Below are 15,372 nucleotides of genomic sequence, written 5' to 3'. Positions count from 1 at the left end.
GACTTATGGCTTATCAATCTCAAGACATTATCCGTCGTTCCGCGACTAACGGTTTCACGCCCGCGCCTCAGGCGCGGGACCACCAGCAGGAAGTGGCGAAGCTTATCGACGTGACCACCTGTATCGGCTGTAAAGCCTGTCAGGTGGCCTGTTCAGAGTGGAACGACATCCGTGACGAAGTGGGTCACAACGTCGGGGTGTACGACAACCCGGCGGACCTGACCGCCAAGTCCTGGACGGTGATGCGTTTCTCGGAAGTGGAGCAGAACGACAAACTGGAATGGCTGATCCGCAAAGATGGCTGTATGCACTGTGCGGATCCGGGCTGCCTGAAGGCGTGTCCGTCAGAAGGGGCTATCATTCAGTATGCCAACGGCATCGTCGACTTCCAGTCCGAGCAGTGCATCGGCTGCGGCTACTGCATCGCCGGCTGTCCGTTCGACGTGCCGCGCATGAACCCGGAAGACAACCGCGTCTACAAATGTACGCTGTGCGTTGACCGCGTTAACGTGGGCCAGGAGCCAGCGTGCGTGAAGACCTGTCCAACCGGCGCTATCCACTTTGGCTCTAAAGAGGATATGAAAACGCTGGCGGCAGAGCGCGTGGGCGAGCTGAAAACCCGTGGTTACGACAACGCTGGCCTGTACGATCCGGCCGGGGTGGGCGGTACGCACGTCATGTACGTGCTGCACCACGCCGACAAGCCGAACCTGTACCATGGCCTGCCGGAGAACCCGGAAATCAGCGCCACCGTGAAGTTCTGGAAAGGCATCTGGAAACCGCTGGCAGCGGTGGGCTTTGCTGCCACCTTCGCAGCGAGCATCTTCCACTACGTCGGCGTTGGTCCGAACCGCGCGGAAGAGGAAGACGACAACCTGCATGAAGAGAAAGACGAGGTGCGCAAATGAGAAAACGTGACACCATCGTGCGCTACACCGCGCCGGAACGCATCAACCACTGGGTCACCGCCTTCTGCTTCATGCTGGCGGCGATAAGCGGGCTGGGATTCTTCTTCCCGTCCTTCAACTGGCTGATGCAGGTACTGGGCACGCCGCAACTGGCGCGCATCCTTCACCCGTTCGTGGGTGTAGTGATGTTTGCCTCGTTTATCATCATGTTTTTCCGTTACTGGCACCATAACCTAATCAATCGGGATGATATCTTTTGGGCGAAGAATATTCGTAAGATCGTCGTCAACGAGGAAGTAGGTGATACCGGGCGTTATAACTTCGGCCAGAAATGCGTATTCTGGGCGGCGATTATTTTCCTGGTCCTGTTGCTGGTGAGCGGCGTGATCATCTGGCGTCCGTACTTTGCGCCTGCTTTCTCAATCCCGGTGATCCGATTCGCGCTGATGCTGCATTCATTTGCCGCAGTGGCGTTAATTGTGGTTATCATGGTGCATATTTACGCCGCCCTCTGGGTGAAAGGCACCATTACCGCGATGGTGGAAGGATGGGTTACCAGTACGTGGGCGAAGAAACATCACCCGCGCTGGTACCGTGAAGTCCGCCAGAAACAGGAAAAGTCATCTGAATGAGTATTCGCATAATCCCGCAAGATGAGCTGGGGTCGAGCGAGAAACGCACGGCGGAGTATATTCCGCCGTTGTTATTCCCCAGACTCAAGAACCTCTACAACCGCCGCGCAGAGCGTCTGCGCGAGCTGGCAGAGAACAACCCGCTGGGCGATTTTCTGCGTTTTGCCGCGCTGGTCGCCCATGCGCAGGAAGTGGTGCTGTACGACCATCCGCTGCAAATGGACCTGACCGCACGCATCAAAGAAGCCAACGCACAGGGTAAGCCGCCGCTGGACATTCACGTCCTGCCGCGCGACAAGCACTGGCATAAGCTGCTGCATTCGCTGATTGCCGAGCTGAAGCCTGAGATGAGCGGCACGGCGCTGGCGGTCATTGAGAACCTGGAAAAAGCCTCCGATCAGGAGCTGGAAGAGATGGCGAGCGCGCTGTTTGCTTCCGACTTCTCACTGGTGAGCAGCGATAAAGCGCCGTTCATCTGGGCTGCGCTGTCGCTCTACTGGGCGCAAATGGCCAGCCTGATCCCCGGTAAAGCCCGCGCTGAATACGGTGAAGCGCGCCAGTTCTGCCCGGTGTGTGGTTCAATGCCGGTCTCCAGCATGGTACAGATTGGCACCACGCAGGGGCTGCGCTATCTGCACTGCAACCTGTGTGAAACCGAGTGGCACGTGGTGCGCATCAAGTGCAGCAACTGCGAGCAGACCCGCGATCTGAACTACTGGTCGCTGGAAAATGAAGACGCGGCGGTGAAAGCCGAAAGCTGCGGCGATTGCGGAACTTACCTGAAGATTCTGTATCAGGAAAAAGATCCGAAAGTCGAAGCCGTGGCCGACGATCTCGCCTCGCTGATTCTGGACGCGAAGATGGAGCAGGAGGGCTTTGCCCGCAGCTCGATCAACCCGTTCCTGTTCCCGGGTGAAGGGGAGTAGTCTCCTGTGAGAGTGCCGGGCGGCGCGAGCTTGCCCGGCCTACAATTGATAAGGTAAAACCACTCCGGCAATCCCCTGAAAGTCTTTGATATTCCGGGTGATTAACGGGCAATTTCTGCTTTGGGCAGTCGCTAAAATAATGGCATCCGGCAGTTTCATGCCATGCTTCTCACGGAGCACGACGCTTCTTTCTGCGATCTCTCGGGTTACATCGATAACCTCAAATGCGCCCATTACCGCCGCTGTTTTCGCTTCGTGGCCATGTTTGCGCGCCCCTACCATGACTTCCATCCATGTGATTAGACTGATTGACCGGTGTGACGCTGTGTTTTCGATCGTATTTGCTGCCTCGACGCGATTGTTGAAAAGGTCGATCAGGATATTGGTATCAAAAACCGCCATGTGTTCCATCACTACCACTCCTCACGCAGCTTGCGCTCATACTCTAAACCGTCTTCTTGCTGGTTCCCCCACAGACCAAGCGCATCACGAATAATTGACGAGCTTTGCTGATCGAGATACTGCTCAATTGCTTCACGCAGTAATTCGGCACGAGGTTGGTTACGCAGCTGTTTGAGGTTATCGAGACGTTGAATAACATCATCCGACAAATCGATCAGAATTCTGCCCATGTTAAGCTCCGCCAGTATACTCATATATCACCTCAGTATATCACTATTGCCTATTTTAAAGGCAACATACCCTTTCTCTCGGCAGGGTTAAAGCCCCACCCAATAGTTTTGCCTTCCATTTGCGAGCCGCTTTCCAGATTGTTGCCCTGAACAATTTTCTTGTTTTCTTTTGAATCAAACCAGGCTATAAAACTGTATATCCATACAGTTAAAGAGAATTCTCATGGCACTGGAACAGGGTATTGCACAGCTGGTTCAGGGATTTATTGCTGCAGGTCGGCCCTCGTCACGTCGACAGACCATTGAGGTACGACGTGCTGGGTATCTTGCCAGTACGGGGCTTGCCGGGAAGACAGAAACGCGCGTTCAGGTGGAGACGCTTGTTCTTGAAAATATGACCATTCGCGTGTTTTCACCTCTTAATGCCCCTGAAATATTGCCTGCTGCCCTCTACTATCACGGTGGATGCTTTATCAGCGGCGGCTTTGATACCCATGACAACCAACTCCGTCAGTTAGCCTGCTACGGCAATTGCCGGGTGGTTGCGATTCAGTACAGGTTGGCACCGGAGCATACCTTCCCCGCCGCACATGACGATGCCGAAAAAGGTGCGGATCTGATCTGGAAGCATGCAGACAAATTGGGCGTGGATAGAAATCAAATCACCCTCTGTGGAGACAGCGCGGGTGGACATCTTGCGCTGGTGACGGCGCTGCGGCTTAAGGCTAAAGGGCTGTGGCAACCTGTACAGCTTATTCTTATCTACCCCATGCTCGACGCCACGGCCAGTTTTGAAAGCTATACCTTCAACGGCATGGATTACGTGATTACTCGCGATACCCTGCTGAGCGGCTATGAAATATATCTGGCTGGAGCCGACCGTCAGCATCCTGAAGTTAGCCCGCTGTGGCGAGAAGACTTCAGCGGCCTGCCAGCGGTCCATATCGTTACTGCTGAGTACGATCCGTTATGCGATGAAGGAGAGGCGCTGTTTCAACGCCTCACGAAACAAGGGGTGACGTGTACCGCTCAGCGCTGGATGGGTGTCATCCACGGCTTCTTCCAGCTTGGTGGAATTAGCCAGTCAGCGCAAGACGTTATGCGGGATATCGCATGGCGAATTCATCACGTCCGACGAGAGTGAACAGGCGACTATTCCTCCTCATTTCCCCCTTCTTCATACGCGCCATACGGCTTCGCAGGAAGAACGATATAAGTTCCTTCAAACACCGCGCCCGGGGTTTCATCACCGAACAGCTCGACCTGCATCTGCACGCGGGCTTTGCGGCCACGAGCCAGACGATCAAGGTCTCCGCCGAGAGCGCCAAGATCCGCCACCGCGCTCGGCTTGCCGCTGATAGGCGCGCTGTAGCGAATGTGGGCATCGGCCAGAATGATGGTGCCGCCCAGATGGCGCTCGCGCAGCATTAGCCAGATCAGCCCCCAGCCGGTAAGCGTCGCCAGGGAGAACAGGCTGCCAGCAAACAGGGTGTGGTGCGGATTTTGATTGCCGGTTTCCGGCATGGTGGTAATGAATTTTTGCCCGGTGTACTGCTGGATCCGCACGCCCATTTTTTCACTCAGAGGGATGTGTTCATACCAGGCCTGCTGCAGCTGGCCGCACCAGTCTGCACGATGCAGAATGTCGTCCAGCGTGGCGATGGGTTTGATCATCAGGAAATGGCGAATCGGCGTGGTTTGCGGAGCGGTGATTTCGCCCTGGTTAACAAAACCAAGTTTGGCAAAGAACTCCACGGCATCTTCACGGGCGCTACAGGTGACGCGCTTAACGCCTTCCTGACGGGCGACGGACTCCAGCGTCATCGCCATCAGGGTCCCGAGGCCTTTGTCCTGCACTGACGGGTGAACCGCCATAAAGCGAATCGACGCTTCGTTATCGGCGTTGATATACAAACGCCCGACGGCGACGAGGTTACCCTCTTCGTCCATCACCATCTGATGGTGGGCCATCGCGTCCCAGGCGTCGCGTTCAGAGCCTTTTGGCTGATGCAGTGGCTTGCGCAGCATTTCCCAGCGGAACTGGTAATACGCGTTTAACTCTTCTTCCGTTTGCGGTACTCGAAGGTGATACATAGCTGTACTCTCTCTTGTTACCCGCGGCCACGCCGCCAGTTGGCTCATACCTGGAGCCAGAATGTGACGGGGCCATCGTTCACCAGCGAGACCTGCATATCTGCAGCGAATCGTCCGGTTTGCGTATTCATTTCCTGTTGGCGACAACGCTCAACAAAGTATTCGTAAAATGCTTCTGCACGATCCGGCGCGGCGCCTTTAGAGAAACTCGGGCGCATGCCGCGCTCGGTATCCGCTGCCAGCGTAAACTGGGAAACCACCAGCACGCTGCCGCCCGCCTGCTGGACGTTCAGGTTCATCTTGCCTTCCGCATCGCTGAAAATGCGGTAGCCCAGCACGCGCTCGCATAAGCGGTTCGCTTTTTGCTCGTCATCATCCTTTTCGACACCTAACAACACCAAAAGTCCTGGGCCAATTTCACCCGTCACCTCTCCCTCCACGGTGACGCTGGCACGGGTCACGCGCTGTATCAATGCAATCATGGTTGGTCTGCTTCTAATTGTTTTTCAGCTTCTGCTGCTTTTTTAAGTTCGCGGTATACGCCGAGAGTGACAGTTATTTCGGCGCCAAGCAAGACGATACACCAGGTCCAGTAAACCCAGACAAACAAAATGGGGATCACCGCCAGCACGCCGTAAATCAGCTGATAAGAGGGAAACATGGTGATGTAAAGGGCAAACCCTTTTTTACCCAGTTCAAAAAGCACTGCCGCCACCAGCGCCCCAACCACCGCATCGCGGTTAGGCACGCGCGTGGTCGGTACAACGCTATAGAGCAGCCAGAACGAGAGCCAGGACAGGATCAGCGGAAAGATGCGAAGCGCATTATCAATCACGCCGTTTAAATCACTCGCCCAGCGCAAGGAGAGGAGATATGAGCTGATTGCCAGGCTCGCCCCGGCCAGCAACGGCCCCAGCGTTAAGATCATCCAGTAGACGGCAAAGGAATAGACCTTAGGACGGATTTTTTTGCTTCGCCAGATGGTGTTAAGCGCGCTGTCGATGGAGTACATCAGCAGCAGCGCGGTGACGATAAGGCCGCAAGCCCCCACAGCCGTCATCTTGCTGGAGTTGGCAACAAACTGCTCGATGTAGTTCTGGATAACATCCCCGGTGGCAGGAATGAAATTCGCAAAGACGAAATGGCGAAGCTGCAGGCTGACGTCCGCGAACATCGGGAAAGCGGAAAATAGCGCAAAGATAACCGCCACCAGCGGGACTAATGAGAGCAACGACACGTAGGCGAGGTTACCTGCCAGCGTGGTCATGTTGTCCTCATCAATGCGATGCCAGAGCAGCTTCAGCCAGGCCCTCATTGGGCGAGTATGATGCGTGGCTTTTTGATGAACGGTTTTTAGCATAACTGCTTCGCAAAGTAGTTCGGTATCGTCTCTTTTCCGGTCACCAGAATTGACGTGATACCCAACTGGTTAGCTCCCTCTATATTATCGGCGTTGTCGTCGAAAAAGACCGCATCGGCCGCGGTGAATCCCTCTGCCTGCAAAACAGCCTGATAAATTCGCGCTTCAGGCTTACGCATACCCATCTCTTGCGAAAGATAGATCTTATCTGCCGCCGCCTTAACTTCAGGGTATTCCTCTGGCCAGAAGGTCGTGTGCAGACGGTTGGTGTTCGACAGCACAACCACCCGGTGCCCCTGCTCGCGCAGCTTGTGCATAATGTCGATCACTTCCGGACGGATCGCGACGAACACCGCCTGCCAGCCGTGGGAAAACTGTTCATAGCTTAACGAAAGCCCCATCTCCTGGCAGAAACGTTCAGCAAACTCTTCATCGCTAATCTCGCCGCGCTCGTGCTGATGGAAGGTCTCCCCCATCGCGAAATCCTGCTTTAACGTCGCCAGCGGCACACGACTAAAGTCGCTCCATGCCCCCAGCACGCGATTAAAATCGATATCGACGATTACGTTTCCTAAATCAAAGATATAAAGCATGTTTATCTCCTTTCGCCGTGGAGAGATAACTGTAGCGGGAATAACGAGGTTTGACTATGCGTGCCGTCTAAGGTGTGCAATCGATTTTTACGGCGCGTTTTTATGACAGTAAAGTGAAGGGACGTTCGACGCGGCAAAAAGCCAGGCTCCGCGATACTCGTCAATCATCAGGCTCAGATCTCTTCCCGGGGTGCGATAAAAACCCGGTAGCGTTGCATTGATATCAGCCTCATCCGCACTATCGGCGAAGGTTTTAACAATACGAACGTTATTTAATACGCGCGCGTTCTGGTGATCGCTGTAGTGGAAATAGATGGTGCGGTTGACTTCAGAAACCACGTGACCAAACAGTTTTCCGTTAATGACCGCGGTCCCTTCCCGATGCTGCATTCGCCAGGAAAGCGTACCGACAAATCGGTTTTTACCAATCGTCCATTCCACATCACCTGTACAGCGTATCGGCGCACTCGAAAAATGCGAATACGCTAACCAGCCGCTGATGATAGCGGCGCCCAGAAACGCCGCCAGAAAAATAATACGGTTCCCGTATGTCATCATTGCTCATGCGCCCAAAAATAATGCGTGGTACATAGCGCTGCCGCGTCATGTCGCGCATCGTTATTACAGACAAACGCCGCGATTCGCTCCGTTTTACTATAGCCGATGAGAAAAACGTATCGGTTTCCGGCACACAGGGCGGGGTAATTTTTTAACAAGCGCAGGTAGTGGTCCTGCATATGTTCATTAGGTGCATAAAAGAGTTGGCAGGCGTTGGTCGTGCTGCCCGTTGAAAGTGGAATGTAGTGACTAAACGGCATGTTATGGTGATGTTTATATAATAAGCCGCCGTTAATAATCGCGATCAACAAAAGCGTAGCGGTGGCGATTATTAACCACACTGGTTTCTTCATCACGATGCCCCCGGATATTGCCGCGTCTTTATTGGCAATTACCGGCTCTGCGGAGGGGGTAAATACTTCAACCTGAGTGGCTTCGGAAAGCGTCAGCCCGCGACGCGAAATCGTTTTTACCGTATCGCGCGGTAACCCCACCTCAGCCAGCGCATTGCGTAATGTCAAAATGGCCTGGTAAAAGGTATTCGGTGTGGTGACGTCGTTACGCTCTCCCCATCCCACCACCATTAACTGATTTTGCGAAATTATTTCGCCAGGATGGGTGACAAGATAAAGAAAGCAGAGATTGGCAGGAAGCTGCAATTGTATGGTGCGCCCGGTAATATGATTCACCAGAGTTTTGTTTTCCGGGTCATACTCGACCAGCTTGTTAATGAGATACAATTTTACTTTCCTCTACAATAACAATATTTAACCCTGCACACCCATATATTTAACAACAGTATAGGCCAGAAGGATTAGGACGCGACACCTCCCTACCTAAGATTAGAAGCATCACATTAATTTTCAATAGGTTATAAGAATTTTTTCTTAGGTGAGCCTCAGCTAAAAGGACATAATGAGATTTCATTACACTTCGCCAGCCCAAATAATTATATTGAGCCACACGTTGAGAAAAGACTGACGTTCAGGCAGAGCGAGGTGACGAATCTTTAGCTATTAGTGCTATTTCGTCAATTTCTCTCCGGCGTTGTTTTTGCCGAATAATCTTAATGGTTTGATGGATATTCCTGGGGAACGTCTGGCAACCGATGTTCTGTCGCTATGCCTGCGGCCTGCAAGAATAGATACCGCCAGGAATTTATATTCTCTGCCGTTATTTCTCATAAATACGTCAGGATCGCTGGATATGTTTCAAGATTGACACATTTGAAAGGCAGTGAAATATTGATAATGAAAAAAAGACAGGAGTGGACTGGATGATAACATCGTCGCAAAAGGTTGTCCGCTGTATAAGCTGCGAATTGTCCTGTCAGTTATTCCCGGATACCGCAGTGCGATCACAATACTGTGGCAGCGCCTCCTTCGCAGTTTGGCCGGTGGGAAATCATTTCCTGCAACTTGCAGTAGAAAATAAAATATTGTCCGGGAAGAAGAATCATTTATTACGCGGCTTTATTTTTGTAGATTTTTCGATATATAACCTGCGCCTGCTTGTCGATCCGCAATGGATTGAACATCTGGCGATGACTAATATGCACATTGTACTTATCACAGACCGTAAACTGCAGGCGTTGGCTCATTATTTTTTCGCTCACCGCAGTGAAATAAAGGGAATTATTTATTCAGATGATAATGAGGCTTTATTGCAGGAAAAAATCAACCATCTTTTTTCCGGCAGGCGATTGAGCAGCAGGCGAGGAAACACCCTGAATACTGTTGAATTCACTTTACTTAACAGATTTATGTCAGGAGCGTGCCTCCAGGAGATAATAAAAACGACCAGCATTGATGTGAAAAAAATTTACGTTCATAAAATACGATTAGAGAGGAAGTTAGGTACCAGCATTCATAAAATACTCGTTTCTATTTTGTAATTTCAACTCCTTAACATACCCACATTTAATGGTGTGAGGATGTTTTACGCCTGAAAGAAAGAGGGCAGTTATGCCATATTTATTGAAACATTCACCTGTCGCCGTTGCGATTTCGCTGGCGCTATCGTCAGCACTATTTACCGCAAATGCAGCAGTGATCGATTTTGCTAATTTACCAGCCACCGGAGCAGTAACGGATTTGCCTGCAGAAATACAGGCGCTGATTCCTGCAACGGCAAACGCGAACTTTAGCAAAAATACCAGCGATCCTAACTATGTCTACCAGTACAGTCCGGGCAATATCCCTGTCTATGGAGATGGGATCACTCTCGAAGGACCAGGGGCGGAAGCCTTTGAGCATTCAGTAACCGTTATCCAGAATTCCACGTCCGGCAGCCCGGGGGTGATATTTGGTGACGATCTGACTATTCGTACCCAGTCAAAAGTCGCTGCCAATAATGGTAAAGATGTCGACGGTATTCGTACCCATGGTATGAACACGCCGGATAATCCGGTGTTTATTATTACTGGCGACCGCACCCATATTTACGTTAATGGCCAAAGCGGTGACGGTATTAATGCCGGATACAGCTCCTTCAGCCAGGGCTCTCTCGGCTCCGCCAATATTTATGTGGGGGACGATCTCTATATCGAAACCACCGGCAGTACCGGTCGCGGCATTAGCGCCTATGCACTGAATGATGCCTCGAAGGCCAAAAATAACATTATCGTCGGCGATCGCGCGCATATTGTGACACGGGGTACCTACGCCGAGGGGATTCGTACCAACCAGAGCGGCTCATCCGTCCGTCTGGGGGATGAGGCCACCATCGAAACGTTCGGCACCTCGGCCTACGGCCTGTATGCGGGTTCTGCCTCCAGAATCGAGCTGGGAAAAAAAGCGACCATCACCACTGACGCGGCCAGTGCCTCCGGCGTGTATTCTACCGGCTCGTCAACCATTACCCTTGATGAAGGCGCGACCATCATCACCAACGGTGCCAGCGCGCATGGCGTCTATGCGTACACAGCAGCGGTAAACGTTGGGGATAACGTCACCATTGCGGTCAACAGCAGTGAGAAAACCAGTAGCTCCGCGCAAGCACCGCACGGGATGTACGCCTGGTCACGCGGCGTGATAACGCTCGAGGGCGGCGCAACCATTACTACCGCAGGCCAGCGCGACAACGGTAGCTATGCCCTGAACGCCAGCAATGGTGGGGTGATTGATGCCTCCGCGGGCGGCAAATTCATCCTCGACGGCGATATCCTTTCCGTAGGCGGCGTCGCGGCCACCAGCACGCTTCCGGCACAAAACAGCACCATCACGCTGACAATGAATAACAACTCACTGTGGAACGGAGCGTCCTACATTGAGAGCAACGCCGCCGGAACCGGTACCCTCGCGCTTACGATGAATGATGCCGTGTGGAATATGCGCGACAACTCCACGCTGACCAGCCTGACGCTGAATGCGGGTGGCACGATTAATTTCCAGCATGCCGGGGATGCGGCATGGCAAACCCTGACCATCAACGAGGATTACATCGGCAACGGCGGCAAGCTGGTTTTCAATACCGTGCTGTTTGACGATACTTCGGAAACCGACAAGCTGACCGTCGAAGGAAACACATCCGGCCATACCGACGTGGAAGTGAATAACATTGGCGGTACCGGCGCACAAACCGTAGAAGGAATTGAAATTGTCAGCGTTGGCGGTAACTCTGACGGGACGTTTGAGAAGGGCAGCCGCATCGTGGCGGGGGGTTATGACTATAACGTTGTGCAGAAAGGTAAGAACTGGTTCCTGACCAGCCTGGTTGAACCCGTTGACCCACCGGTCGACCCGGTAGATCCCCCTGTTGACCCTGTCGACCCTCCTGTTGACCCGGTGGACCCCCCTGTTGATCCCGTCGACCCTGTGGACCCGCCAGTTGACCCGGTGATCCCGCCGCAGGAACCGGTACCGCCTGCTGCACCGCCGAAAAGCGAACATCAGTACCGTCCGGAATTTGGCAGCTATCAGGCGAACAGCTATGCGGCAAATACGCTGTTTATGACCCGCCTGCACGATCGTCTGGGTGAAACGCAGTACACCGACTTGCTCACCGGCGAGCAAAAAGTGACGAGCCTGTGGATGCGTAACGTCGGCGGGCATACGCGTTTCAACGATGGCAGCGGCCAGCTAAAAACAACCGCCAATCGCTACGTGCTGCAGCTGGGTGGCGATGTCGCCCAGTGGAGCACTGATGGCCTGGACCGCTGGCATCTTGGCCTGATGGCAGGCTACGGCAACAGCCAGAGCCGGAGCGCTTCCAGCCTGACCGGATACCACTCACGTGGCGAAGTGAATGGCTATAGCGTTGGTCTGTACGGTACCTGGTACGCAAACGACGCCGATAAAAGCGGCACCTACGTGGATAGCTGGGTGCTGTATAACTGGTTTGATAATAAGGTGATGGGGCAGGATCAGGCGACTGAGCGTTATCGCTCCAGCGGCGTGACCGCCTCTGTAGAAGCGGGCTATAGCGTTAAGCTGGGCGAAAGCGGCCGCAACAGCTACTGGATCCAGCCGAAAGCGCAGGCCGTCTGGATGGACGTGCAGGCTGACGACCATCGCGAACGTAACGGCACGCGGGTGAAAGACGAAACCCAGGGGAACCTGATGACGCGTCTCGGCGTTAAGGCCTACATCAGCGGACATAACGCGATGGACGACGGTAAATCACGCACCTTCCAGCCGTTTATCGAGGCAAACTGGATCCACAATACCCAGACCACGCGCATCCGCATGGATGACGTCAGCAATGAGATGCGCGGCACGCGCAATATCGGTGAACTTAAGACAGGTGTAGAAGGACAAATTACGCCGCAGCTTAGCGTCTGGGGCAATGTGGCACAGCAGATTGGCGACAAAGGCTACAGCGATACGCAGGGAATATTGGGGGTAAAATACAGCTTCAAATAATAAAAAAGCCGCTGAGAAATCAGCGGCTTTTTGCTTCAGGTGATATCTTCGCTGGTACAGGCCAGAACCATTTCAACCTTACTGGATTTCAGGTGATTTTGCAGCGCCGAACCGGGCATCTCGTCGGTGAAGAGCGCTGTGGCCTGCGACACGTTACCAACCTCAACGGCCGCAGAAGCGGTATATTTCGTATGATCGGCCGCGAGCAGAATATGGCGGGAGTGAGCCATCATGGTTTTCACCACGCTGGCTTCGTTGACGTCAAACTCCATCATCGCGCCGTCGTGCTCAATTGCCCCGATGCTGGTCACCAGATAATCTGCACGGAAGCCAGACACGAAGGCGGTTGCCGCAGGCCCGATAATGCCGCCATTGTGCGGGCGCAGCGTGCCGCCCGGCACCATCACTTCAAAGCGCGGGTTCTTATACAAAATATGCGCCACCCGCAGGCTGTTGGTGATGATGCGCAGATGGTTATGGTTAAGCAGCGCCCGGGCAACGTGCTCCACGGTCGTGCCGATGGTGATGAAAATAGTCGAACCGTCCGGGATATAGTCCGCAATCGCCTCGGCAATCGCACGCTTCTCTTCGGTAAGCGAGACTTCACGCTGCTCGAATGCCGTGTTTACCACGCTGGATGCCCTGCCCGCGCCGCCGTGATGACGCGTGATCAGCCCCTGCTCGCTGAGCTTACGGATATCCCGGCGCACCGTTTGCGTGGAGACATCCAGCAGCTGCGCCAGTTCATCAATGTTCATATAGCCGCGATCGGCAATCAGCGTCAGCAGCTGATCGTGACGCGGGTTGCCGGTCAGTTCGGTAAGGCTCATGGGCTGTCCTCTGAAAACCATCACGCCCCGCATTTTATACAAAAAGTGACAAAAAAGAGCGGGTTTGATCACAGTCGGGTATACCCGCGCGCCCGCCGGGCTTTGTGCATTTCAGGGCTGCGACGGCGCTGGCAAAACGTACGGCGTCTGCGACGGGGGATTGCTGGCCCAGGCTGAACGCCAGCGCGCCGTGGAAAACGTCGCCCGCACCCGTGGTATCAATGACGTTCACCTCAAAACCGGGCTGATGGCACAGCGTGTCATTTTCCAGCCAGAAGCAGCCGTCTCGCCCCTGCGTGACATACACATGTCCATTTGTGAGCGTTTGTGCTTTTCTCAGCGCGTCTTCGGTTTCATCCCGCTGCGTTAAGCGCCGCAGCCCCGGCGCGGAGAAGGCCGCATGGTCGCTTAAGGCTATCAGCTCCGCGATGTCCTGCGGGGTGACATCGGCATCCAGCAAAGTCGGGGCGCCCTGCTGTCTGGCAAGGGTAAACGCCTGTTTTGCGCCGTCATGCCAGCGCACGTCTGCCAGGACAATGTCCCACTGGGAGAAGTCGATTTGCTGCAGCCAGTCTGCCGCCGCAGGGAGATCGGGGCTGGGATAGTTCGCTATAACGCGCTCCCCGCTGCCGTCCACCAGCACCGCCGACTGTGACGAACGAGCCCCCTTAAACACGCGCGTAAAGCGGGTATTCACCCCCAGGGATTCCAGCTCCGCGAGCAGCCGTCTGCCGGTATCGTCGTCCCCCACCCGACCAATAAAATCCACTTCCGCGCCCAGTTTCGCCGCCGCCACCGCCGCCGTTGCCGCCGGGCCGCCGCCCACTTCCGTATAGTCTTTTGCGACATATTTCCCACCTTCTTTCGGTAAATCATCGAGATACCAGATGCGATCCAGCACGGTAATGCCGACACAAACGATGCGAGTCATGGTGATTCCTTCTGCGATTTCTGATGCCTTCATTTTAATTTCACCAAATGTTTAAAAAGTGACCCGTGTCAATTTTTTGACTATAAATTACAAATACGATCAAAAACAGACACCACAAACGCGCAAAAATTGACACGATGTGACAGGAGAGAGGCATGTCAGCAATCGCATTTATCGGCTTAGGACAGATGGGCGCGCCCATGGCGAAGAATCTGTTGAAACAGGGCCACCAGCTTAACGTTTTTGATGTGAACCCGCAGGCGGTTCAGGCGCTGGTAGAGAGCGGCGCTCGGGCGGCGGCAACGCCCGCACAGGCCGCAACGGATGCCGAATTCGTCATCACTATGCTACCAAACGGCGACCTGGTGCGCAGCGTGCTGTTCGGCGAGTACGGCGTGTGCGAGGGGCTATCCCGCGACGCGCTGGTGATAGATATGTCCACCATTCATCCGCTGCAAACCGACGCGCTGATCCGCGAGATGGCTGAACGCGGCTTCAGCCTGATGGACGCGCCCGTCGGACGCACGTCTGACCATGCCATCGCCGGTACGTTGCTCCTGCTGGCAGGCGGCACGGCCCAGCAGGTTGAACGCGCTACCCCCGTATTAATGGCGATGGGCAATGAGCTGATTAACGCTGGCGGGCCGGGCATGGGCATTCGTGTGAAGCTTATTAACAACTACATGAGCATCGCCCTGAACGCCCTTTCCGCCGAGGCGGCCGTACTGTGCGAAGCGCTCGGCCTCTCCTTTGACGTGGCGCTCAAGGTGATGAGCGGCACGCCGGCGGGCAAAGGCCACTTCACGACGTCCTGGCCGAACAAGGTGCTGAAAGGGGATCTTTCTCCCGCCTTCATGATCGACCTTGCGCATAAGGATCTGGGGATCGCCCTCGACGTGGCCAACCAACTCCACGTTCCGATGCCGCTGGGCGCGGCCTCCCGCGAAGTTTACAACCAGGCACGCGCCGCCGGGCGCGGGCGCGAAGACTGGACGGCCATTCTTGAACAGGTTCGCGCATCTGCCGGGCTGAAAAAATCACACTGA

General features: G+C 54.3%; 17 protein-coding genes. 7 read left to right on the top strand and 10 right to left on the bottom strand.

Going from position 1 to position 15,372, the window contains the following annotated elements:
- Nucleotides 1–5 precede the first annotated feature (5 nt).
- The 3 genes from fdxH to fdhE are packed head-to-tail and all read left to right on the top strand — an operon-like array spanning nucleotide 6 to nucleotide 2,466.
- Complete coding sequence (fdxH, locus tag ACWKXT_RS20110) at nucleotides 6–908, top strand: formate dehydrogenase subunit beta (protein WP_003861960.1); 903 nt, start codon at nucleotides 6–8, stop codon at nucleotides 906–908.
- Complete coding sequence (gene fdoI, locus ACWKXT_RS20105) at nucleotides 905–1,540, top strand: formate dehydrogenase cytochrome b556 subunit (protein ID WP_010436852.1); 636 nt, start codon at nucleotides 905–907, stop codon at nucleotides 1,538–1,540. The genes fdxH and fdoI overlap by 4 nt, the downstream gene beginning before the upstream one ends.
- The gene (fdhE, locus tag ACWKXT_RS20100) at nucleotides 1,537–2,466 is read left to right on the top strand and encodes a formate dehydrogenase accessory protein FdhE (protein WP_061096528.1); all 930 of its coding nucleotides are present in this window, start codon (nucleotides 1,537–1,539) and stop codon (nucleotides 2,464–2,466) included. The genes fdoI and fdhE overlap by 4 nt, the downstream gene beginning before the upstream one ends.
- Before the next feature lie 39 nt (nucleotides 2,467–2,505).
- Here fdhE and ACWKXT_RS20095 read toward each other — a convergent pair whose 3' ends face one another.
- Nucleotides 2,506–2,877, bottom strand: a complete 372-nt coding sequence (locus ACWKXT_RS20095; protein WP_454529376.1) for a PIN domain-containing protein — start codon at nucleotides 2,875–2,877, stop codon at nucleotides 2,506–2,508.
- 2 nt (nucleotides 2,878–2,879) lie between these two features.
- Nucleotides 2,880–3,122, bottom strand: a complete 243-nt coding sequence (locus ACWKXT_RS20090) for a ribbon-helix-helix protein, CopG family (RefSeq protein WP_454529377.1) — start codon at nucleotides 3,120–3,122, stop codon at nucleotides 2,880–2,882.
- A 199-nt stretch (nucleotides 3,123–3,321) separates the two neighbouring features.
- Here ACWKXT_RS20090 and ACWKXT_RS20085 point away from each other — a divergent pair, with 199 nt between their 5' ends.
- Entirely contained in the window at nucleotides 3,322–4,242 is a 921-nt protein-coding gene (locus ACWKXT_RS20085) for an alpha/beta hydrolase (RefSeq protein WP_454533279.1), read from the top strand.
- Between the two features lie 8 nt (nucleotides 4,243–4,250).
- Here ACWKXT_RS20085 and fabY read toward each other — a convergent pair whose 3' ends face one another.
- From fabY to ACWKXT_RS20055, 6 genes are all read right to left on the bottom strand, one after another.
- Complete coding sequence (gene fabY, locus ACWKXT_RS20080; protein ID WP_165853358.1) at nucleotides 4,251–5,192, bottom strand: fatty acid biosynthesis protein FabY; 942 nt, start codon at nucleotides 5,190–5,192, stop codon at nucleotides 4,251–4,253.
- A gap of 44 nt (nucleotides 5,193–5,236) precedes the next feature.
- Nucleotides 5,237–5,674 (bottom strand): D-aminoacyl-tRNA deacylase, encoded by a 438-nt coding sequence (gene dtd / locus ACWKXT_RS20075; RefSeq protein WP_454533278.1) that lies wholly within the window; start codon nucleotides 5,672–5,674, stop codon nucleotides 5,237–5,239.
- The gene (locus ACWKXT_RS20070; RefSeq protein ID WP_454529380.1) at nucleotides 5,671–6,552 is read right to left on the bottom strand and encodes a virulence factor BrkB family protein; all 882 of its coding nucleotides are present in this window, start codon (nucleotides 6,550–6,552) and stop codon (nucleotides 5,671–5,673) included. The genes dtd and ACWKXT_RS20070 overlap by 4 nt, the downstream gene beginning before the upstream one ends.
- Nucleotides 6,546–7,145, bottom strand: a complete 600-nt coding sequence (yihX, locus tag ACWKXT_RS20065) for a glucose-1-phosphatase (protein ID WP_045260234.1) — start codon at nucleotides 7,143–7,145, stop codon at nucleotides 6,546–6,548. Before yihX ends, ACWKXT_RS20070 begins: the two co-directional genes overlap by 7 nt.
- A gap of 87 nt (nucleotides 7,146–7,232) precedes the next feature.
- Nucleotides 7,233–7,700 (bottom strand): hypothetical protein, encoded by a 468-nt coding sequence (locus ACWKXT_RS20060; protein WP_454533277.1) that lies wholly within the window; start codon nucleotides 7,698–7,700, stop codon nucleotides 7,233–7,235.
- Nucleotides 7,700–8,443: a winged helix-turn-helix domain-containing protein gene (locus ACWKXT_RS20055; protein WP_454533276.1), complete on the bottom strand. Its 744-nt coding sequence runs from the start codon at nucleotides 8,441–8,443 to the stop codon at nucleotides 7,700–7,702. Before ACWKXT_RS20055 ends, ACWKXT_RS20060 begins: the two co-directional genes overlap by 1 nt.
- Nucleotides 8,444–8,979: 536 nt before the next feature.
- Between ACWKXT_RS20055 and ACWKXT_RS20050 the strand changes: the two genes are divergently transcribed.
- Nucleotides 8,980–9,597 (top strand): helix-turn-helix transcriptional regulator, encoded by a 618-nt coding sequence (locus ACWKXT_RS20050; RefSeq protein ID WP_454533275.1) that lies wholly within the window; start codon nucleotides 8,980–8,982, stop codon nucleotides 9,595–9,597.
- Between the two features lie 70 nt (nucleotides 9,598–9,667).
- The gene (locus tag ACWKXT_RS20045; RefSeq protein ID WP_454533274.1) at nucleotides 9,668–12,565 is read left to right on the top strand and encodes an autotransporter outer membrane beta-barrel domain-containing protein; all 2,898 of its coding nucleotides are present in this window, start codon (nucleotides 9,668–9,670) and stop codon (nucleotides 12,563–12,565) included.
- Between the two features lie 35 nt (nucleotides 12,566–12,600).
- Here ACWKXT_RS20045 and ACWKXT_RS20040 read toward each other — a convergent pair whose 3' ends face one another.
- Nucleotides 12,601–13,395, bottom strand: a complete 795-nt coding sequence (locus ACWKXT_RS20040) for a DeoR/GlpR family DNA-binding transcription regulator (RefSeq protein ID WP_454529386.1) — start codon at nucleotides 13,393–13,395, stop codon at nucleotides 12,601–12,603.
- 34 nt (nucleotides 13,396–13,429) lie between these two features.
- A complete protein-coding gene (locus ACWKXT_RS20035) occupies nucleotides 13,430–14,326 on the bottom strand; it encodes a sugar kinase (RefSeq protein ID WP_454533273.1) in 897 nt (298 codons plus the stop codon).
- A 155-nt stretch (nucleotides 14,327–14,481) separates the two neighbouring features.
- Between ACWKXT_RS20035 and yihU the strand changes: the two genes are divergently transcribed.
- Nucleotides 14,482–15,372: a sulfolactaldehyde 3-reductase gene (yihU, locus tag ACWKXT_RS20030; protein WP_454529388.1), complete on the top strand. Its 891-nt coding sequence runs from the start codon at nucleotides 14,482–14,484 to the stop codon at nucleotides 15,370–15,372.

It is taken from the genome of Enterobacter sp. UPMP701 (assembly GCF_053709515.1).
The sequence above is the reverse complement of the archived record's forward strand: the minus strand, read 5'-3'. Positions and strand labels throughout refer to the sequence as shown.

Bases quoted from the DNA above. Each gene is read 5' to 3' on its own strand.
- fdxH (WP_003861960.1), top strand. From the start codon at position 6: ATGGCTTATCAATCTCAAGACATTATCCGTCGTTCCGCGACTAACGGT.
- fdoI (WP_010436852.1), top strand. From the start codon at position 905: ATGAGAAAACGTGACACCATCGTGCGCTACACCGCGCCGGAACGCATC.
- fdhE (WP_061096528.1), top strand. From the start codon at position 1,537: ATGAGTATTCGCATAATCCCGCAAGATGAGCTGGGGTCGAGCGAGAAA.
- ACWKXT_RS20095 (WP_454529376.1), bottom strand. From the start codon at position 2,877: ATGGAACACATGGCGGTTTTTGATACCAATATCCTGATCGACCTTTTC.
- ACWKXT_RS20090 (WP_454529377.1), bottom strand. From the start codon at position 3,122: ATGAGTATACTGGCGGAGCTTAACATGGGCAGAATTCTGATCGATTTG.
- ACWKXT_RS20085 (WP_454533279.1), top strand. From the start codon at position 3,322: ATGGCACTGGAACAGGGTATTGCACAGCTGGTTCAGGGATTTATTGCT.
- fabY (WP_165853358.1), bottom strand. From the start codon at position 5,192: ATGTATCACCTTCGAGTACCGCAAACGGAAGAAGAGTTAAACGCGTAT.
- dtd (WP_454533278.1), bottom strand. From the start codon at position 5,674: ATGATTGCATTGATACAGCGCGTGACCCGTGCCAGCGTCACCGTGGAG.
- ACWKXT_RS20070 (WP_454529380.1), bottom strand. From the start codon at position 6,552: ATGCTAAAAACCGTTCATCAAAAAGCCACGCATCATACTCGCCCAATG.
- yihX (WP_045260234.1), bottom strand. From the start codon at position 7,145: ATGCTTTATATCTTTGATTTAGGAAACGTAATCGTCGATATCGATTTT.
- ACWKXT_RS20060 (WP_454533277.1), bottom strand. From the start codon at position 7,700: ATGACATACGGGAACCGTATTATTTTTCTGGCGGCGTTTCTGGGCGCC.
- ACWKXT_RS20050 (WP_454533275.1), top strand. From the start codon at position 8,980: ATGATAACATCGTCGCAAAAGGTTGTCCGCTGTATAAGCTGCGAATTG.
- ACWKXT_RS20045 (WP_454533274.1), top strand. From the start codon at position 9,668: ATGCCATATTTATTGAAACATTCACCTGTCGCCGTTGCGATTTCGCTG.
- ACWKXT_RS20040 (WP_454529386.1), bottom strand. From the start codon at position 13,395: ATGAGCCTTACCGAACTGACCGGCAACCCGCGTCACGATCAGCTGCTG.
- ACWKXT_RS20035 (WP_454533273.1), bottom strand. From the start codon at position 14,326: ATGACTCGCATCGTTTGTGTCGGCATTACCGTGCTGGATCGCATCTGG.
- yihU (WP_454529388.1), top strand. From the start codon at position 14,482: ATGTCAGCAATCGCATTTATCGGCTTAGGACAGATGGGCGCGCCCATG.